This is a genomic window from Burkholderia sp. BCC1640, assembly GCF_902833125.1.
Taxonomy (GTDB): Bacteria; Pseudomonadota; Gammaproteobacteria; order Burkholderiales; family Burkholderiaceae; genus Burkholderia; species Burkholderia diffusa.
Genome location: NZ_CADFEF010000024.1, coordinates 59,527 through 79,236 on the forward strand (window position 1 = coordinate 59,527; position 19,710 = coordinate 79,236).

Consider the following 19,710-nt stretch of genomic DNA (forward strand, 5'->3'; position numbering starts at 1 on the left):
TAGTCGGGGCCGCCGGCGACGCTCAGGCGTCGCGCAGCGACTGCAGCGCCGGGCGCCGCAACACATTATGCAGGCTCAGCCAGCCGGCCGCACCGGCGCACGCGACGCCGGCCGCGATGCCGGCCGGCACGAGCCACGGATCGACGGCGAGCTGGAAGTCGAACACGCGCGACGCAAGCACCCAGCCGACCGCGATCGCACCGGCTGACGCCAGCGCGCCGGCCAGCGCGCCGACGACGATGAATTCCGCGCGCTGCACCGCATTGATTTGCGCGCGCGACGCGCCGAGCGCGCGCAGCAGCGCAGCCTCGCGCACGCGCTCGTCGCGCGAGCCGGCGAGCGCCGTGTACAGCACGAGCACGCCCGCCGCGAGCGTGAACGCAAACAGGAACTGCACCGCGCCGACCACCTGCAGCATCATCCGCTGCAACTGGGCGAGGATCGGTGCAACGTCGATCGCGGTCAGGTTCGGGTAGCGCGCGATCAGCGGATCGAGCAGCGCCGCCTGCTCGGCCGGCAGGTGGAAACTCGTCAGGTAGACGGCAGGGAAATCCTTCAGCATCGGCGGCGGCATCAGCACGAAAAAGTTGACGCGGAACGAGCCCCAGTCGAGCTTGCGCACGCTGGTGATCGGCGCATCGACCGTCAACCCCGTCACGTCGAAGCGCAGCGTGTCACCCGGCTTCACGTTCAGCGTCTTCGCGAGCCCGGCCTCGATCGAGATCTGCGGGCTGGCCGAACGGCCGAACCAGTCGCCTTCGACGATCCGGTTGTCGGACGGCAGCTCGGTCGTATACGACAGGTTGAACTCGCGGTCGACGAGCCGGCGCGCCTCGTCCGACGGATACGCGTCCGGGTTCACCGGCTTGCCGTTGATCGCGACGAGCCGGCCGCGCACCATCGGCGCGGGCACCGCGTCGCGTACGCCGTGCGCGGCGAGCCATGCGGCGACGTCGTCGCGCTGGTCGGGCTGGATGTCGATCAGGAACTGGTTAGGCGCATCGGGCGGCGTCGACTGCCGCCAGCCGGCGACGAGGTCGTTGCGCGTGATCGCGATCAGCAGCAGGCACATCAGGCCCAGCGCGAGCGCGGTGATCTGCAGCGCGCTGGCCGTGCCGCGCCGGTGCAGCGACGCAAGCGCATAGCGCCAGCCGACGCCTGCGGCCACGCGCGCATCGCGCACCGCTCGCGCCGCCGCATACAGCGCGAGCCGTGCGATCAGCGAGAAACCGACCAGGGCGCCCGCGAACCCGCCCGCGACGATCAGCCCGAGCTTCAGATTGCCCGCCGCGACGATCAACAGCCCCGCGAACAGCACGACGCCGAGCGCGTACAAGGCCCAGGCCGTGCGCGACGCGTCGCCCCAGTCGCGCCGCAGCACGCGCACCGGCGGCACGCGGGTGAGCGGCGCGAGCGGCGGCAGCGCGAAGCCGAGCAGCAGCACGAGCGCGGCGCCGATCCCGACGAGCGCGGGCCAAGGCGTGGGCGGCGGCAGCACGACGTCGATCAGGCTGCCGAGCGCCGCGAGAAGCGCCCAGTGGCCGCCGTAGCCGAGCACCGCGCCGGCGACGCCCGAGACGATGCCGATGCCGGCGAATTCGAGCGTGAACAGCGCGCCGAGCGTGCGGCGGCTCACGCCGAGGCAGCGCATCGTCGCGCAGCCGTCCAGATGGCGCCGCATGTAGCGCTGCGCGGCCATCGCGATTGCGACCGCCGCGAGCAGCGCGGTCAGGAGCGCGACGAGCGTCAGGAAATGGCGCGCGCGATCGAGCGTCTGGCGCACCTGCGGCTGGCCTTCCTGCAACGACTCGAGACCGACGCCGCGCAGCTTGCCGCCGTCGACGCGCCCGTGCGCGTAGGCCTCGAAGCGCGCGACGGCCGGTGTGTCGCCGGCCACGAGCAGCCGGTACGTGACGCGGCTGCCGTAACCGGTGAGCCCCGTCGCGGCGAGTTCGTCCGCGCGCATCATCAACCGTGGCGAGAAGTTGACGAACGAGAAGCCGCGATCGAGCTCGCGGGAGATCGACGCGGCGACCGTGAACGTGCGCAGCCCGACGCGCACGGTGTCCCCCGCCTTCAGGTGCAATGCGTCGAGCAGCGCGGGATCGGCCCACACGGTGCCGGGCGCGGGGATCGCGGTCGCCTTGTGCGCGGCGGTCGCGCCGGCCGGCACGATCTCGACCGCGCCGCGCAGCGGATACCCGGGCGATACGGCCTTCACGGCCGCGAGGCGCGCGGGCGCCGCGTCGCTCGCCTGCCCGCCGGCGGCCGATGCGATCATGCTCGGGAAGATCGCGGTCGTCGCGGTACGCAGCCCGAGCGCGCGCGCCTCGCGGTCGAACGACGGATCGACGGGATGGTCGGCGCGCACGACGAAATCGGCGCCGAGCATCTGGCGCGCGTCGCGTTCGAGCCCCTGGCGCAGCCGGTCGGCGAGGAAGCCGACGCTCGTCAGCGCGGCGACCGCGAGCACCAGCGCCAGCACGAGCAGCGTCAGTTCGCCGGCGCGCCAGTCGCGCGCGGTCATCCGCGCGGCCTGGCGGATCAGGTCGTGCCAGCCGAAGCGGCCGGCATGGCCGGGCCGCCCGGCCGACGACGGGTCAGCGTGCTGCCGCTCGACAGGGGACGGCGCCTTCAATCGCGCTTGCCCCCGATCGAGTTGAGCCGCGACACCATGTGGTTCGCCATCCCGCGAAAGCCGCCCGACACGCCGCGCCACAGGCGCGGCAGCGCCCAGGCCGACGCCGCGATGAACGCGGCGAGCAGGACGAGGAACGCGAGGGGAACGAAGAATGCGAGTGCGAGGCCGCCGAACACGAGGCCGTCCTCGGTGGACGACGCGACCCAGTTCGAGATCGGCTCGGGAGACAGGTTGATCAGCGCGCGCGTGCCGGCCTTCGCGACGTGGGCGGCACCGGCGAGCGACCCGCCGGCCAGCCCGGCGACCGCGAGCACGGTCGGGTCGGCATGGCCGAGCGCACCGGCGGCCAGCACCGCGCCGGCCGGAATGCGGATGAAGGTGTGCACCGCGTCCCACAGCGAATCGAACGCGGGAATCTTGTCGGCAAGGAATTCGGTGACGGCGAGCACGGCGGCGGCGCCGATGACCCACGGCGACGTCAGGACCGCGAGCGTGTCCGGCAGATGAAGCCAGCCGACCCGCGCGAGCACGCCGGCGATCAGCACCGTCAGGTAAAGGCGCAGCCCGCTCGCCCACGCGAGCCCCGCGCCGAGCGAAATGGCTTCGATCATGGCCCTCTCCTTGCACTTTTCCGTGCGATTTGCCGATTGATCGGATCGAGCCGGTACGACCGGCCGCGCGGCGCGTGGCGACCGGCGCCGCTGCCGAGCGCGGCGCGGCGACATTCAGGCCCGAATGCGTTCCATTATAGACAGGCTGGCACAAGGGCCGGCGCAATTCCGCAGTGCGTCACGGCCGGGCACCGGCGCCGGCCGGCGCCCGGCGCGGCGGCGTCAGGTGGCCGACGACAGCTTCAGGCCGACCAGCCCGAGCACGATCAGCGATGCGCTCGCGATGCGGGCGGCGGTGAGCGCCTCGCCCATCATCACGATCCCGAACACGAACGCGCCGACCGCGCCGATGCCCGTCCACACCGCATACGCGGTGCCGAGCGGCAACTGGCGCATCGCGACCGCGAGCAGCCCGAAGCTGGCAAGCGCCGTCACGATCGTAAACACCGACGGTCCGAGCTTCGTGAAACCCTCGGACGATTTCATGCCGGCCGCCCACGCCACTTCCAGCAAACCGGCAATCAACAACAATACCCACGCCATCTCGACGTACTCCGGATCGGATGGGGCCGTCCCCGTTGAAGCGAATGACCCGGGGTCGTCCCCGGGCGGCGCCGAGTATAACAAGAGGCTTACGGGCATGCCGGATGCACCGGCGCCGGGCGCGAACGGAGATCGGGCCGACGCCTGGCGCGGCCACGCCCGCCCTGCCGCGTCCGGCCTCAGTTCGACACGCGCTTGGCGCCGCCACCGCCGATGCAGCGGTCGTCGCGGTACAACGCCCATTCGTCGCACACGCGGCCGTCCTTGAACACGCACATGCCGACCTGCCCGCTCGGCAGGTTGCGGATCACGTGGCGGCCGCCGAGCTTTTCGCAATTGACCGACGCGGGATTGGCGAGCGCCTGCTGAGGCGCCGAAGGCTGCTGCCCGGGCGGCAGCGGCTGCGCGAACGCGCCGGGCGCGGCAAGCGCCAGCGCACTGATGACGACGAGACGGACGGACATGGCACGCTCCTCGGTTTCGTTCGCGGAACGGTCAGCATAGCGGGGAATCCGTGGCCGGTGTGCACAGCCGGCGCATGCGGCGGCAATGTCGCGCCGATGCAACTTCACCGGCGCGACGGCCTTGCATTCAGATCACGTCACGCGGCATGCCGCGGCCGTCACGCGGCGCCGACGAGCCGGTAGCCGACGCCCGTTTCGGTGACGATGTGCTCGGGCTGCGCGGGATCGCGCTCGAGCTTCTGGCGCAGGTGCGCCATGTAGATCCGCAGATAGTGATGGCTCTCGACGTGCGACGGCCCCCAGACGTCCCGCAACAGTTGACGGTGCGTGAGCACGCGCCCTGCATGCCGCACGAGCGTCGCGAGCAGCCGGTATTCGAGCGGCGTCAGGTGCACGATCTCGCCGTCGCGCCACACCTGGCGCAGCGCGAGATCGACGGTCACGCCGCCGAAGCCCACCTTCGGCGATTCGTTCGCGCCGCCCTGGTTGCGCCGGCGCAGTTGCGCACGGATCCGCGCGCGCAGCTCGGACACGCCGAACGGCTTGGTCAGGTAGTCGTCGGCGCCCGCGTCGAGCGCGGCGACCTTCTCCTCTTCCTGCGTGCGCGCGGACAGCACGATCACCGGCACCTCGGACCAGCCGCGCAGCTCGCGGATCACGTCGAGGCCGTCGGTGTCGGGCAGGCCGAGATCGACGATCACGAGATCGGGCTTGCGGGTCGCCGCGTCGATCAGCCCCTGCTTGCCCGTCTCCGCCTCGAACACGGCGATGTCCTCCTCTTCGAGCGCGGCGCGCACGAAGCGGCGGATCTGTTTCTCGTCCTCGATCAGGACGACGGTCAGGCTCGGTTCACTCATGGTCTGGCAATGGCTCGGAGGGGGACGATGCGCCGGGCACGTCGATTTCGTCGTCGGGTACGGCAGGCACGGCCGGCGGCGTGTCGACCGGCAGCGTGAACCAGAAGCGCGCGCCCGTCACGCGGCCGTCGGGCGCGGTACGGTTGAGCGCGCCGATTTTACCGCCGTGCGCCTCGACGATCGCGCGGCAGATCGCGAGGCCGAGCCCGATGCCCGGCGTCGCCGATTCCTTCTCGCCGCGCGTGAACTTGTCGAAGATCCGCGTTTCCATGCCGGCCGGCAGGCCCGGGCCGTGATCGTCGACGTGCACGCGCACGAACGGCTGGCCGTCGTCGGTCACGCGCTCGGCGCCGATCTCGATCGACGTATCGGGCGGCGTGTACTTCGCCGCGTTTTCGAACAGGTTGGTGAACAGCCGCTCCATCAGCACCGCGTCCATCTGCAGGAGCGGCAGGTCGGCCGGCAGCGCCACGCGCGCGGGATGCCGCGCGAGCACGCGCTTGCACGCGGCGAGCGCGGCGCCGACGGCTTCCTCGAGCAGCGACCACTGGCGCTTGAGCTGCAGGCTGCCGGCCTGCAGCCGCGCCATGTCGAGCAGGTTCGTGACGATGCCCGTCATCCGCAGCGCCTCGTCGTGGATCGCGTCGACCAGCTCGCCCTCGCGCTGCGCGAAGCGCTCGGCCGCCGCGGCATCGCCGTCCTGCGCGGCCGCGCGTCCGTTCGCGAGCATCGACGAAAAACCGACGATCGTCGTGAGCGGCGTGCGCAGGTCGTGCGAGATCGCCGACAGCAGCGAGTTGCGCAGCCGCTCGGACTCCATGTTGACGAGCGCGTCGCGCGCGATCTCGACGTAGTGCACGCGCTCGAGCGCGAGCGCGATCTGCGCGGCGAACGCATCGAGCATCCGCAGCTGCTCGGGCACCTCGAGTTCCCGCGGGTCGCGCGACGCGACCGCGAGCACGCCGCGCGTGCGCATCGGCGCCTTCAGCGGCAGGTACAGCGCGGCGGTCGCGGGCAGCGTGTCGGTGCCGCGGCCGGCCGGCTTCTGCTGGTCGTACACCCACTGGCCGACGTCGCTGTCGAGATCCGCGCCCGTCAGCGTGACGACCGCATCGGGCTCCTCGATCTTCTGCCGCACCTGGTCCGCGCTGTCGGGCAGCAGGAACGCCACGCGCGCGCGGAACACCTCGCCCACATGGCGGCTGCCGATCTCGACGATCTGTTCGGTCGTCAACGCCGCGCCGAGTTCGCGCGCCATCGCGTAGATCGCGCCGGTGCGGCGCTCGCGACGCTGCGCGATGCTCGCCTGGCGCGTCAGCGTCGACGTCAGGTGGCTGATCACGAGCGACGTCAGCAGCATCCCGAAGAAAGTCAGCAGGTACTGCGTGTCGCTGACCGAGAACGACATGCGCGGCGGCACGAAGAAGAAATCGAACGCGGCGACCGACAGGAACGACTGCAGCACGCCCGGGCCGCGCCCGAGCCGCACGGCCGAAAACACGACGCCGAGCAGATACAGCATCACGAGGTTCGTCAGGTCGAGCCGCTCGGACACGATGCTCGCGACGCCGGTGATCGCGGCACAGATCGCGGCCGCGTACAGGTAGTGGCGCGGCGGCGAACGCCGCATGCCGAATTGCGCGAACGTGTCGCGCCAGTCGCGTGCGCGCGCGTCGAGCGGCGTCGCGCGCACTTCGTCGCTCGCCGACGCACGGATCAGCATCAGGTCGACATCGCCCGCGCGCTCGGCGAGCTTTTCGCCGAACGGCCGCGCGAAGCGGCGCGCGAGCCCGACCTTCGGCGAGCCGCCCGCGACGAGCTTCGACACGTTGCGCACCTTCGCGTAGCCGATCAGCGCGGCGACCGCGTCGTCGCCGGCGAGCGTGGCCGTCTCCGCGCCGAGCTCGGCCGCGAGTTTCAGCGCGTCGAGCGTGCGCTGCCGCCGCGCGTCGGGCAGCCGCTGCAGGCGCGGCGTCTCCACATAGACGGCGATCCAGTCGGCCTTCAGGCTCGCGGCGAGCCGCGCGGCGGCGCGCACGAGCGTCGGCGCCTCGGGCCCCGGCCCGACGCACACGAGCAGCCGCTCGCGCGCCTGCCAGATGCGCTGGATCGAACGGTCGGCGCGGTATTCGCGCATCTGCGCGTCGACGCGGTCCGCCGTGCGCCGCAACGCCAGTTCGCGCAGCGCGATCAGGTTGCCCTTGCGGAAGAAGTTGCGCACCGCGCGCTCGGCCTGCTGCGCGAGATAGACCTTGCCGTCGCGCATCCGCGCGAGCAGTTCCTCGGCCGGCAGGTCGACCAGCGTAACCTCGTCGGCCGCGTCGAACACGCGATCGGGCACGGTCTCCCACACGCGGATGCCGGTGATCGCGCCGACCACGTCGTTCAGGCTTTCGAGATGCTGGACGTTGACCGTGGTGTACACGTCGATGCCCGCGTCGAGCAGTTCGTAGACGTCCTGCCAGCGCTTCAGGTGACGCGCGCCCTGCACGTTCGAATGCGCGAGCTCGTCGACGAGGATCAGTTGCGGCGCACGCGCGAGCGCGCCGTCGAGATCGAATTCGGCGAGCGTGCGGCCGCGATAGTCGATGCGCGCGAGCGGCAGCACGTCGAGGCCGTCGAGCAGCGCGGCGGTTTCGCTGCGGCCGTGGGTCTCGACGATCCCGACGACGACGTCGACACCATCCTGCTTGCGCTGGCGCGCGGCCTGCAGCATCGCGTAGGTCTTGCCGACGCCGGCGGACGCGCCAAAGAAGATCTTGAGCTGGCCGCGCCGCTGCTTTTCTTCGTCGCGCTGCAGCTTGTCGAGGAGTTGGTCGGGATCGGGGCGGTTCATGCGTCGGGAAGGCGAAGCGCGGGATTGCGAACGAGTACCGTCATTGTTGTTCCAAATCGCCGCAAAAGGCAAAGACGGCGCATGCGCCGTCGGAAAAGCGCGTCCGGCGCAGATCGGGCCGCGCCGGACGCCGGTTGTCGCACACGGTCAGTGCGCGGCCTGCGCCGCGTCGAGCGCGAGGTTCAGCTTCAGCACGTTCACGCGCGGCTCGCCGAGCACGCCGAACTGGCGGCCGGCCGTGTTCGCGGCGACGAGCTGCGCGACCGCATCCGCCGTCAGGTTGCGCGCCTTCGCGACGCGCTCGACCTGGTACGCGGCGGCGGCCGGCGTGATCTCCGGATCGAGGCCGCTCGCCGACGCCGTCACGAGGTCGACAGGCACGGGCTTCGACATGTCGGTGCCCGCGTCGCGCAGCGCGGCGATGCGCGCCTTCACCTGGTCGGCGAGCGACGGGTTCAGCGGGCCGAGGTTCGAGCCGCCGGAGCCCGTCGCGTTGTACGGCATCGGCGACGTGGCCGACAGCCGGCCCCAGAAATACTTCGGCGCATCGAACGGCTGGCCGATCAGCGCGGAGCCGACCGCCTTGCCGTCCTTCTCGATCAGGCTGCCGTTCGCCTGCGACGGGAACACGGCCTGGCCGAACACGGTCATCACGGCCGGGTAGGCAAGCCCCGTCACGACGGTCAGTACGACGAAGATCACGACGAGCGGGCGAATCAACGATTTCATGATGGTTCTTCCTTCAGGTACGGCGCATCAGGCCCAGCCGAGCGCGGCGAGCGTCATGTCGATCAGCTTGATGAACGGGAACGGCAGCAGCACGCCGCCGAGGCCGTACACCAGCAGGTTGCGGCGCAGCAGCGACGCGGCGCCGAGCGGCCGGTAGGTGACGCCCTTCAGCGCGAGCGGGATCAGCGCGACGATGATCAGCGCGTTGAAGATCACCGCCGACAGGATCGCCGACGCCGGCGACGTCAGATGCATGATGTCGAGCACGCGCAGCTGCGGGTACGTCGTCACGAACGCGGCCGGGATGATCGCGAAGTATTTCGCGATGTCGTTCGCGATCGAGAAGGTCGTCAGCGAGCCGCGCGTCATCAGCATCTGCTTGCCGATCTCGACGATCTCGATCAGCTTCGTCGGGTTCGAGTCGAGGTCGACCATGTTGCCGGCTTCCTTCGCCGCCTGCGTGCCGGTGTTCATCGCCACCGCCACGTCGGCCTGCGCGAGCGCCGGCGCGTCGTTGGTGCCGTCGCCCGTCATCGCGACGAGGCGCCCCGCCGCCTGGTGCTCGCGGATCGTCGCGAGCTTGGTTTCCGGCGTTGCTTCCGCGAGGAAATCGTCGACACCCGCTTCCGCCGCGATCGCCGCGGCGGTGAGCCGGTTGTCGCCCGTCACCATCACGGTCTTGATGCCCATCTTGCGCAGTTCCGCGAAGCGCTCCTTGATGCCGCCCTTCACGATGTCCTTCAGCTCGATCACGCCGAGCACGCGCGCCGCGCCGTCATGCAGGTCGGCCACGACGAGCGGCGTGCTGCCGCGGCGCGCGACGTCGTCGACCGCGCGGCGCACTTCGTCCGGAAAGCGGCTGCCGTGCGTCTCGACGTAGCGGCGGATCGCATCGGCCGCGCCCTTGCGGATTTCACGACCGGGCAGATCGACGCCGCTCATCCGCGTCTGCGCGGAGAAGCCGAGGAACGTCGCATGCAGTTGCGCCATGTCGCGCTGGCGGATGTTGAAGCGTTCCTTCGCGAGCACGACGATGCTGCGGCCCTCCGGCGTTTCGTCGGCGAGTGACGACAGCTGCGCGGCGTCGGCCAGCGCTTCCTCGGTCACGCCCGGCGCGGGCACGAACATCGACGCCTGGCGGTTGCCGAGCGTGATCGTGCCGGTCTTGTCGAGCAGCAGCACGTCGACGTCACCGGCCGCTTCGACCGCCCGGCCCGACGTCGCGATCACGTTCGCCTGCATCATCCGGCTCATCCCGGCCACGCCGATCGCGGACAGCAGCCCGCCGATCGTCGTTGGGATCAGGCACACGAGCAGCGCGACGAGCACGGTGATCGTCACCACGTGACCGGCCTTCATCGCGTCGACCGCGAACATCGAGAACGGCAGCAGCGTCGCGGTCGCGAGCAGCATCACGATCGTCAGCGCGACAAGCAGGATCGTCAGCGCGACCTCGTTCGGCGTCTTCTTGCGCTTCGCGCCTTCGACCATCGCGATCATCCGGTCGAGGAACGCCTCGCCCGGGTTCGCCGTGACCTTCACGACGATCCAGTCGGACAGCACGCGCGTGCCGCCCGTCACCGACGAGAAGTCGCCGCCCGACTCGCGGATCACCGGCGCGGATTCGCCGGTGATCGCCGATTCGTCGACCGATGCGACGCCCTCGACGACTTCACCGTCGGCCGGGATCACGTCGCCGGCCTCGACCAGCACGACGTCGCCCTTGCGCAGGTCGGACGCGGTCATGATCCGGATCGGCGACTTCGGATGCGGCTCGTTGAGCTTCTTCGCCATCACGTCCTTCTTCGCGCTGCGCAGCGATGCGGCCTGCGCCTTCGAGCGCCCTTCGGCGAGCGCTTCGGCGAAGTTCGCGAACAGCACCGTGAACCACAGCCACAGCGCGATCGCGAGGATGAAGCCCGCCGGCGCCTCGGCCTGGCCGACGAGCGCCGCGATCCACAGGATCGTGGTCAGGATGCTGCCGACGTACACGCAAAACATCACCGGGTTGCGGAACTGCGTGCGCGGCGTGAGTTTCTTGAACGAATCCACGATCGCCGGACGCAGCAGCGCCGGATCGAACATGGACCGTGTTGCGGAATGTTGAGTCATTGCGATCTCTTCAATCTCTTCAGTCTTTGCAAGGTGTCGCCATGCGGGCGCGCATCACGCGCCCAGCCACATCATCAGATGCTCGACGCCCGGGCCGAGCGCGAGCGCCGGCACGTAGGTCAGCGCGCCCACCAGCATCACGGTGCCCAGCAGCAGCACGACGAACAGCGGGCCGTGCGTCGGCAGCGTGCCGCTCGTCGCCGCAATGCGCTTCTTCGCGGCGAGCGAGCCGGCGATCGCCAGCACCGGCACGATCGTGCCGAAGCGGCCGAACCACATCGCGATCGCGGTCATCCAGTTGTAGAACGGCGTGCCGACCGTCAGGCCCGCGAACGCGCTGCCGTTGTTGTTCGCGGCCGAGCTGAACGCGTACAGGATTTCCGAGAAGCCGTGCGGGCCCGGATTCGCGATGCCGGCCTTGCCCGCATCGGCGAGCACCGCGATCGACGTGCCGAGCAGCACGAGCAGCGGCGTGAGCAGCACGACGATCGACACCATCTTCATCTCGTACGACTCGATCTTCTTGCCGACGTATTCCGGCGTGCGGCCGATCATCAGGCCCGCGACGAACACCGCGAGCAGCGCGAACACGAGCATCCCGTAGAGGCCGGAACCGACGCCGCCGTAGATCACCTCGCCGAGCTGCATCAGCAGCATCGGCACGAGACCGCCGAGCGGCGTCAGCGAATCGTGCATCGTGTCGACCGCGCCGCACGACGCGGCCGTCGTCGCGACCGTGAAGATGCCGGTCTGCGCGATGCCGAAGCGCGTTTCCTTGCCTTCCATGTTGCCGCCCGGCTGCAGCGCGCTCGTCGACTGGTCGACGTGCAGCGCGGCGAGCGTCGGGTTGCCGGCCTGCTCGGCGCTCACCTCGACGCCGATCGCGATCACGAACGCGACCGTCATCGCCGCGAGCACCGCGATGCCCTGCCGGCGGTCGCCGATCATCCGGCCGAACACGAGGGCCAGCGCGGCCGGGATGATCAGGATCGAGAAGATCTGCAGGAAGTTCGCGAACGGCGTCGGGTTCTCGTACGGGTGCGCGGAGTTCGCGTTGAAGAAGCCGCCGCCGTTGGTGCCGAGCATCTTGATCGCTTCTTGCGACGCGACCGGACCCATCGCGAGCGTCTGCTTCACGAGCGGCGCGGGCACCGTCACCGGGTTGCCCTTGTCGTCCTTGACCGGGTTGCCCTGCGCGTCGAGCTTCGGCGCCGCGTAGGTGCTCGCCTGCAGCACCGGCACGTCCTGGTACGCCTTCATGTTCTGGATCACGCCCTGGCTCATCAGCAGCGCGGCGACGAGCGCGGCCATCGGCACGAGCACGTACAGCGTCACGCGCGTGAGGTCGACCCAGAAGTTGCCGATCGTCTGCGCGGTATGACGCGCGAAGCCGCGGATCAGCGCGATCACGACGACGATGCCCGTTGCCGCCGACAGGAAGTTCTGCACGGTCAGGCCGAGCATCTGCGTCAGGTAGCTGACGGTCTGCTCGGGCGTGTAGTCCTGCCAGTTGGTGTTGGTGACGAAGCTGACGGCGGTGTTGAACGCACCGTCGGCCGTCATCGCGCCGAATTGCTGCGGATTGCCGGGCAGGAACCCCTGCAGGCGCAGCAGGCCATACAGGAACAGCGCGCCGAGCGCGTTGAACGCGATCGTGGCGATCGCATACTGCTTCCAGTTCATTTCGGTGCCGGCGTCGACGCCGGCGATGCGGTACAGCGCGCGCTCGAGCGGCCCGAACACGCGCACGACACGCGAACTGCCGTCCATCACGCCCGTGAGGTAGCGCGCGACCGGCACGGCCGCCGCGAGCAGCACGACGATGAACAGCAGTATCTGCAACAGGTTGTTCGCGTTCATTCGATGTCCTCCGCGCGCAGCAGCGCAAAGACGAGATACGCGAACAGCAGGGCCGTCGAGGCACCCGCGAGCCAAAGCATCCAGGTCATGCGCGCCCCCCGCGACCGTATTGCACGAGCTTCTCGCAACCGGCAAGCAAACCGAGGATCAGCGCGGTGAACAACACCAGTGCGCCGATGAAAACCCCATCCATTTTTGTGTTCTCCGTCGTCGAAATCGGACGACTAGAACCTTATGGGAACGCGCGTAAAGGTCGGGTCAAAGGTAATCGGGCCGGTATAAAAAACGCGTAAACGCGTGCGGCGGGAAACGGCGGGCGGGACGAGGACGAAGCGGGCGGCGGCCAGCGCCGCCCGTCTGGGTGCGTGCCGGCGTGGTGCCGGCACGAAGGGATGCGTCAGGGAACGAGGATCGTCGAGCCGGTCGTCTTGCGCGACTCGAGATCGGCATGCGCGCGGCCGACTTCCGCGAGCGGATAGCGCTGGTTGATGCTCGTCTTCACCTTGCCCGACAGGATCACGTCGAACAGCTCGGCGGCCGCGGATTCGAGATCCGCACGCTTCGCGATGTACGAGAACAGCGTCGGCCGCGTGAAGAACAGCGAGCCGCGCGACGAGAACTCCTTCGAGTCGATCGCCGGCAGCGGGCCCGATGCATTGCCGAAGCTGACGAAAAACCCGAGCGGCGCGAGGCAGTCGAGCGAACCGATGTAGGTGTCCTTGCCGATCGAGTCGTAGACGACCGGCACACCCGCGCCGTTCGTGATCTCCTTCACGCGCTGCGTGAAGTTCTCGCGCGTATAGACGATCGGATGATCGCAGCCGTGCGCCTTCGCGAGCGCGGCCTTCTCGTCGGAGCCGACCGTCCCGATCACGGTCGCGCCGAGCGCCTTCGCCCACTGGCACACGAGCAGGCCGACACCGCCGGCCGCCGCGTGGATCAGGATCGTGTCGCCGGCCTTCACCGGGTACGTGCGGCGCAGCAGATAGTGCGCGGTCAGCCCCTGCAGCATCACCGACGCCGCGTCGTCGTAGCTGATCCCGTCGGGCAGTTTCACGAGCCGCTCGGCCGGCATCACGCGCTCCTGCGCATACGCGCCGGGCGGCTGCCCGACGTAGGCGACGCGATCGCCCGCCTTGAGCGCGGTCACGCCCTCGCCGACGGCCGTCACCTCGCCCGCCGCCTCCATCCCGAGGCCGCCGGGCAGCGGCTGCGGATAGAGGCCGGTGCGGAAATACACGTCGATATAGTTGAGCCCGACCGCATGCTGCCGGATACGGACTTCGCCCGCCTTCGGCTCGCCGACCTCGACATCGACCCACTTCATCACGTCCGGGCCGCCCGGCTGGTCGTATCGGATTGCTTTCGGCATCGTTTCGCTCCTCGTTTCTGAATCGGTCAGGGGATATTCGGGTCGCCGACGCGCTCCGGTGCCGATCGGTACGGGACCGGCGGCGGTGCGCGTCGCGACGCCCGATTCTCGCGCGTCACGGCCGGGCGTGCATGGCCCTGCCGTCAGCAAGGGCAATCAGGCCGGACCGGCGGCCGACTAGCAAACGTCCTGCATGTTGCGCGCCAGATCGTCGAGCAGCATCCGCGCGGTCGCCACGTTCGTCGCGACCGGCACGTCGTGCACGTCGCACGCGCGCACCAGCGCGGTGATGTCCGGATCGTGCGGCTGCGCGGTCATCGGGTCGCGCAGGAACACGACGATGTCGACGCGGCCTTCGGCCAATTCCGCCCCGATCTGCAGGTCGCCGCCGAGCGGCCCCGACAGCTTGCGCTCGACCTCGAGCCCGTGCGCGGCGGCGATGCGGCCGCCCGTCGTGCCCGTTCCGACCAGCCTGCATTGCGCGAGCGTCTCGCGGTACTGGCCCGCGAGCGCGACGATCTCGTCCTTCTTCGCGTCGTGCGCGATCAATGCGATGCGGGGTTTGCTCATCTCCATTTCCTTCGTGGGTCGATTGTTGTCGTATGCGTGAATGGCGGTGCGCGCGTCAGAACGTGCCCGGATACGCGCCGCCGTCGAGCAGCCAGTTCTGCCCCGTGATGTAGCCGGCGTGGACGCTGCAGAGGAACGCGCACGCCGCGCCGAATTCGGCACGCGTGCCGAGGCGCCCGGCCGGGATTTCCTTCGCGCGCCGCGCGCGCATCTCGTCGACCGTCACGCCCTGCGCCTTCGCCGACGCCGCGAGCGTCGTCGCGATCCGGTCGGTGTCGAACAGCCCGGGCAGCAGGTTATTGATCGTCACGCCCTGCCCCGCGACCTTGCGCGACAGCCCCGCGACGAAGCCGGTCAGCCCCGAGCGCGCGCCGTTCGACAGCGCGAGCACGTCGATCGGCGCCTTCACGGCCGAACTCGTGATGTTGACGATCCGGCCGAAACCGCGCCCGATCATCCCGTCGACGGTCGCGCGAATCAGCTCGATCGGCGTCAGCATGTTCGACTCCAGCGCGCGGATCCAGTCGTCGTGCGAGAAATCGCGGAAGTCGCCGGGCGGCGGCCCGCCGGCATTTGTCACGAGAATGTCCGGCTGCGGGCAGGCGGCGAGCGCGGCCGCGCGGCCGTCGGGCGTCGTGATGTCGCAGGCGACGGCGGTGATCGACACGTTCGACCCGGCGCGGATCTCCTCCGCGGTTTCCTCCAGCGTGTCGCGCGTGCGCGCGACGATCACGAGATTCACGCCCTCGGCGGCCAGCGCTTCCGCGCAGCCGCGTCCGAGCCCCTTGCTCGCCGCGCACACGAGCGCGGTCTTTCCTGCGATGCCGAGATCCATCGTCGATTCCCTTATGGCGACGCGCGCCGGCGCGGGCCGGCCGCATCGCCGGACGGGCGAACGGGCGCGAACGGCCGGACACGGCGCGCGGATTGTCGTGAGACGTCGATAATATCCGGATCACGTGGCGCGCCTTGGTAAAATTGCGACCATAAGCGGCGGCCGGCATGGCGCCATCGCCGCCCCCGATCCCCTTTTGCCGCCAAGGCACCCCGTCATGAAACAGGACAGCCGTTTCCCGAATCTCTTCATCACCGATCACCCGCTGATCCAGCACAAGCTGACCCACATGCGCGACAAGGACACGTCGACGCGCACGTTCCGCGAACTGCTGCGCGAGATCACGCTGCTGATGGGCTACGAGATCACCCGCAACCTCCCGATCACGACCAAGCGGGTCGAAACCCCGCTCGTGGCGGTCGACGCGCCGGTGATCGCGGGCAAGAAGCTCGCGATCGTCCCCGTGCTGCGCGCCGGCATCGGGATGTCGGACGGCCTGCTCGACCTGGTGCCGTCCGCGCGCGTCGGCCACATCGGCGTCTACCGCGCCGAGGATCACCGCCCGGTCGAATACCTGGTGCGCCTGCCCGATCTCGAGGATCGCATCTTCATCCTGTGCGACCCGATGGTCGCGACCGGCTATTCGGCCGTGCACGCGGTCGACGTGCTCAAGCGCCGCAACGTGCCGGCCGCGAACATCATGTTCGTCGCGCTGGTCGCCGCGCCCGAGGGCGTGCAGGTGTTCCAGGACGCGCACCCGGACGTGAAGCTGTTCGTCGCGTCGCTCGACTCGCACCTGAACGAGCACGCGTACATCGTGCCGGGCCTGGGCGACGCGGGCGACCGCCTGTTCGGCACCAAGAACTGACGCACGCCGCCGCCGGGCCGCGCGGCCCGGCAAACCGAGCGGCCCGCCCGGCCGTTCGGCCATGCACGGCGGCCCCGAAGCGACGGTCGCCGCGTGATAAAATCACGTTCCACTCGACACGCGCGGCCCCGCGGCATCACGCCCGCCCAGACGGCCGCCGATTCAACGACACATTGGCACAATCGCCCGCGCAGCGCGCCCGGGCACGGAGAAAGGTATGGCTGGTCATTCGAAATGGGCCAACATCAAGCATAAGAAGGCAGCTGCCGACGCGAAGCGCGGCAAGATCTGGACCCGCCTGATCAAGGAAATCCAGGTCGCGGCCCGCCTCGGCGGCGGCGACGCCAGCTCGAACCCGCGTCTGCGTCTCGCGGTCGACAAGGCAGCCGACGCGAACATGCCGAAGGACAACGTCAAGCGCGCGATCGACCGCGGCGTCGGCGGCGCGGACGGCGCGAACTACGAAGAAATCCGTTACGAAGGCTACGGCATCAGCGGCGCGGCGATCATCGTCGACACGCTGACCGACAACCGCACCCGCACGGTCGCGGAAGTCCGTCATGCATTCTCGAAATTCGGCGGCAACATGGGCACCGACGGTTCGGTCGCGTTCATGTTCGATCACGTCGGCCAGTTCCTGTTCGCGCCCGGCACGTCGGAAGACGCGCTGATGGAAGCGGCGCTCGAAGCCGGCGCGGACGACGTCAGCACGAACGACGACGGCTCGATCGAAGTGCTGTGCGACTGGCAGGCCTTCTCGGCGGTGAAGGACGCGCTCGAAGCCGCGGGCTTCAAGGCCGAACTCGCCGAAGTGACGATGAAGCCGCAGAACGAAGTCGAATTCACCGGCGACGATGCGGCGAAGATGCAGAAGCTCCTGGACGCGCTCGAGAACCTCGACGACGTGCAGGAGGTGTATACGAACGCCGTCATCGTCGAGGAATGAGATGCCGGCCGCCGTGCGCATCGTCGCGACGGCGGCCCGACCGATTTCGCGGCCGGCGCGCCTGAGCGTGCCGGCCGCCCTGTTTTCTAGTCTGCGGGGAATCCCATGAAACTACTCGTCGTCGGTTCCGGCGGCCGCGAACATGCGCTGGCGTGGAAGCTCGCGCAGTCGCCGCGTGTCCAGATGGTCTATGTCGCGCCCGGCAATGGCGGCACGGCGCAGGACGAGCGTCTGAAGAACGTCGACATCACGTCGCTCGACGCACTCGCCGATTTCGCGGAAAGCGAAGGCGTCGCGTTCACGCTCGTCGGCCCGGAAGCGCCGCTCGCGGCCGGCATCGTCAACCTGTTCCGCGCACGCGGCCTGAAGGTGTTCGGCCCGACCCGCGAAGCCGCGCAGCTCGAAAGCTCGAAGGATTTCGCGAAGGCGTTCATGAAACGCCACGGCATTCCGACCGCCGACTACGAAACCTTCTCCGACGCCGCCGCCGCGCACGCGTACATCGACGCGAAGGGTGCGCCGATCGTCGTGAAGGCCGATGGCCTTGCGGCCGGCAAGGGTGTCGTCGTCGCGATGTCGCTGGAAGAAGCGCATGCCGCAGTCGACATGATGCTGTCGGGCAACAAGCTCGGCGACGCCGGCGCGCGCGTCGTGATCGAGGAATTCCTCGACGGCGAGGAAGCGAGCTTCATCGTGATGGTCGACGGCAAGCACGCGCTGGCGCTGGCTTCCAGCCAGGACCACAAGCGTCTGCTCGACGAGGACCGCGGCCCGAACACGGGCGGCATGGGCGCCTACTCGCCCGCACCGATCGTCACGCCTCAGATGCACGCACGCGTGATGCGCGAAATCATCATGCCGACGGTGCGCGGGATGGAGAAGGACGGCATCCGCTTCACGGGCTTCCTGTATGCGGGTCTGATGATCGACAAGGAAGGCAATCCGCGCACGCTCGAGTTCAACTGCCGGATGGGCGACCCGGAGACGCAGCCGATCATGGCGCGCCTGAAGAGCGATTTCTCGAAGGTCGTCGAACAGGCGATCGCGGGCACGCTCGACACGGTCGAGCTCGACTGGGACCGCCGCACCGCGCTCGGCGTCGTGCTGGCCGCGCACGGCTATCCGGACGCGCCGCGCAAGGGCGACCGCATCAACGGAATCCCGGCCGAGACCGAACAGGCCGTGACGTTCCATGCGGGCACGACGCTCGCCGAAGGCGACAAGCTCGTCACGTCGGGCGGCCGCGTGCTGTGCGTGGTCGGTCTCGCCGATTCGGTGCGCGAAGCGCAGCAGCATGCGTACGACACGATCAACCAGATCAATTTCGAAGGCATGCAGTACCGCCGCGACATCGGCTTTCGCGCGCTGAACCGCAAGAGCGCGTGACGCCCTGACCGCCACCTTGCCGTCGCAAGCGGCGGCCTCCTCTGCCGGGGTTCGATAGAATGCCCGGCAGATGCCTTTTTTACGGCCCCCGCTTCGCGCGGGGGCACCCAGTTCAGACATGACCGATTCGACCTACGACGTGGCGCGCGTGCGCACGTACCTCCAGGGCCTGCAGACACGCATCGCCGACGCGCTCGGCGCGCTCGACGGCACGCCGCTCGCGACCGATGCGTGGCAGCGCGGGCCGGAAGAGCGCCTGCGCGGCGGCGGCTGCACGCGGATTCTCGAAGGCGGCCGTGTGTTCGAGCGCGCGGGAATTGGTTTCTCCGACGTCGCGGGCGACGCGCTGCCGCCGTCGGCGAGCGCCGCGCGCCCGCAGCTGGCCGGCCGCGGCTTCGAGGCGCTCGGCGTGTCGCTCGTGCTGCACCCGCGCAACCCGTACTGCCCGACGGTGCACATGAACGTGCGGATGCTGATCGCGACGAAGCCTGGCGAGGCGCCGATCTTCTGGTTCGGCGGCGGGATGGATCTGACACCGGTTTATCCGTTCGAGGACGACGCGCGCCATTTCCACCAGACCTGCAAGGACGCGCTCGACCCATTCGGCGCCGAGCTCTATCCGCGCTTCAAGACGTGGTGCGACGAATATTTCTTCCTGAAGCACCGCAACGAGACGCGCGGCATCGGCGGGATCTTCTTCGACGACTTCGCCGAACCCGGGTTCGAACGCTCGTTCGAGATGATGCAGAGCGTCGGCGACGCGTTCCTGAATGCGTATCTGCCGATCGTCGAACGCCGCGTCGCGCTGCCGTACGGCGAGCGTGAACGCGACTTCCAGGCTTACCGGCGCGGCCGCTACGTGGAATTCAACCTCGTATTCGACCGCGGCACGCTGTTCGGCCTGCAAAGCGGCGGCCGGACCGAATCGATCCTGATGTCGATGCCGCCGGTCGCGAACTGGCGCTACAACTGGCAACCCGAGCCGGGCTCGCCCGAAGCGCGCCTGAGCGAGTTCCTCGTGCCGCGCGACTGGGTCTGAGCCCGCCGCGCCCCGCCGCCCCAAGAACAGGACACGTTTTT

General features: G+C 69.4%; 17 protein-coding genes. 4 read left to right on the plus strand and 13 right to left on the minus strand.

Annotated features, from left to right (window positions below; genetic code table 11):
- Window positions 1–22 precede the first annotated feature (22 nt).
- From HWX25_RS23905 to HWX25_RS23965, 13 genes are all read right to left on the minus strand, one after another.
- Window positions 23–2,527: an FtsX-like permease family protein gene (locus HWX25_RS23905; protein ID WP_175910933.1), complete on the minus strand. Its 2,505-nt coding sequence runs from the start codon at window positions 2,525–2,527 to the stop codon at window positions 23–25.
- Between the two features lie 107 nt (window positions 2,528–2,634).
- Window positions 2,635–3,252, minus strand: coding sequence for a DUF4126 domain-containing protein (locus HWX25_RS23910; protein WP_040144699.1), 618 nt, complete (start codon window positions 3,250–3,252; stop codon window positions 2,635–2,637).
- 222 nt (window positions 3,253–3,474) lie between these two features.
- Window positions 3,475–3,795: a quaternary ammonium compound efflux SMR transporter SugE gene (sugE, locus tag HWX25_RS23915; protein WP_175910890.1), complete on the minus strand. Its 321-nt coding sequence runs from the start codon at window positions 3,793–3,795 to the stop codon at window positions 3,475–3,477.
- 179 nt (window positions 3,796–3,974) lie between these two features.
- On the minus strand, window positions 3,975–4,259 hold the full coding sequence (locus tag HWX25_RS23920) for a DUF333 domain-containing protein (protein ID WP_059689393.1): 285 nt from the start codon (window positions 4,257–4,259) through the stop codon (window positions 3,975–3,977).
- 158 nt (window positions 4,260–4,417) lie between these two features.
- Complete coding sequence (gene kdpE / locus HWX25_RS23925) at window positions 4,418–5,116, minus strand: two-component system response regulator KdpE (RefSeq protein WP_059533261.1); 699 nt, start codon at window positions 5,114–5,116, stop codon at window positions 4,418–4,420.
- Window positions 5,109–7,952 carry a sensor histidine kinase KdpD gene (locus tag HWX25_RS23930; protein WP_175910892.1) on the minus strand — a complete coding sequence of 948 codons (2,844 nt, stop codon included), beginning with the start codon at window positions 7,950–7,952 and terminating at the stop codon, window positions 5,109–5,111. The genes kdpE and HWX25_RS23930 overlap by 8 nt, the downstream gene beginning before the upstream one ends.
- Window positions 7,953–8,099: 147 nt before the next feature.
- On the minus strand, window positions 8,100–8,681 hold the full coding sequence (gene kdpC / locus HWX25_RS23935) for a potassium-transporting ATPase subunit KdpC (RefSeq protein ID WP_059533265.1): 582 nt from the start codon (window positions 8,679–8,681) through the stop codon (window positions 8,100–8,102).
- Window positions 8,682–8,708: 27 nt separating this feature from the next.
- Window positions 8,709–10,793 carry a potassium-transporting ATPase subunit KdpB gene (gene kdpB / locus HWX25_RS23940; protein WP_059533267.1) on the minus strand — a complete coding sequence of 695 codons (2,085 nt, stop codon included), beginning with the start codon at window positions 10,791–10,793 and terminating at the stop codon, window positions 8,709–8,711.
- A gap of 54 nt (window positions 10,794–10,847) precedes the next feature.
- Window positions 10,848–12,653: a potassium-transporting ATPase subunit KdpA gene (kdpA, locus tag HWX25_RS23945; protein ID WP_175910894.1), complete on the minus strand. Its 1,806-nt coding sequence runs from the start codon at window positions 12,651–12,653 to the stop codon at window positions 10,848–10,850.
- Window positions 12,650–12,742 (minus strand): K(+)-transporting ATPase subunit F, encoded by a 93-nt coding sequence (kdpF, locus tag HWX25_RS23950; RefSeq protein WP_006752209.1) that lies wholly within the window; start codon window positions 12,740–12,742, stop codon window positions 12,650–12,652. Before kdpF ends, kdpA begins: the two co-directional genes overlap by 4 nt.
- 308 nt (window positions 12,743–13,050) lie before the next feature.
- Window positions 13,051–14,025 carry a quinone oxidoreductase gene (locus tag HWX25_RS23955; protein WP_175910896.1) on the minus strand — a complete coding sequence of 325 codons (975 nt, stop codon included), beginning with the start codon at window positions 14,023–14,025 and terminating at the stop codon, window positions 13,051–13,053.
- Window positions 14,026–14,202: 177 nt separating this feature from the next.
- Window positions 14,203–14,595, minus strand: coding sequence for a methylglyoxal synthase (locus HWX25_RS23960; RefSeq protein ID WP_059533273.1), 393 nt, complete (start codon window positions 14,593–14,595; stop codon window positions 14,203–14,205).
- A gap of 55 nt (window positions 14,596–14,650) precedes the next feature.
- Window positions 14,651–15,430, minus strand: coding sequence for an SDR family oxidoreductase (locus HWX25_RS23965; protein ID WP_059533275.1), 780 nt, complete (start codon window positions 15,428–15,430; stop codon window positions 14,651–14,653).
- 217 nt (window positions 15,431–15,647) lie between these two features.
- Here HWX25_RS23965 and upp point away from each other — a divergent pair, with 217 nt between their 5' ends.
- The 4 genes from upp to hemF all read left to right on the plus strand — a co-directional run bounded on the left by upp (window position 15,648) and on the right by hemF (window position 19,669).
- A complete protein-coding gene (gene upp / locus HWX25_RS23970) occupies window positions 15,648–16,298 on the plus strand; it encodes a uracil phosphoribosyltransferase (protein WP_006478229.1) in 651 nt (216 codons plus the stop codon).
- A 217-nt stretch (window positions 16,299–16,515) separates the two neighbouring features.
- Window positions 16,516–17,244 carry a YebC/PmpR family DNA-binding transcriptional regulator gene (locus tag HWX25_RS23975; RefSeq protein WP_044844700.1) on the plus strand — a complete coding sequence of 243 codons (729 nt, stop codon included), beginning with the start codon at window positions 16,516–16,518 and terminating at the stop codon, window positions 17,242–17,244.
- A 105-nt stretch (window positions 17,245–17,349) separates the two neighbouring features.
- Window positions 17,350–18,630 carry a phosphoribosylamine--glycine ligase gene (gene purD, locus HWX25_RS23980; protein WP_059468145.1) on the plus strand — a complete coding sequence of 427 codons (1,281 nt, stop codon included), beginning with the start codon at window positions 17,350–17,352 and terminating at the stop codon, window positions 18,628–18,630.
- Window positions 18,631–18,748: 118 nt separating this feature from the next.
- Complete coding sequence (hemF, locus tag HWX25_RS23985; RefSeq protein WP_059820644.1) at window positions 18,749–19,669, plus strand: oxygen-dependent coproporphyrinogen oxidase; 921 nt, start codon at window positions 18,749–18,751, stop codon at window positions 19,667–19,669.
- Window positions 19,670–19,710: the final 41 nt, after the last annotated feature.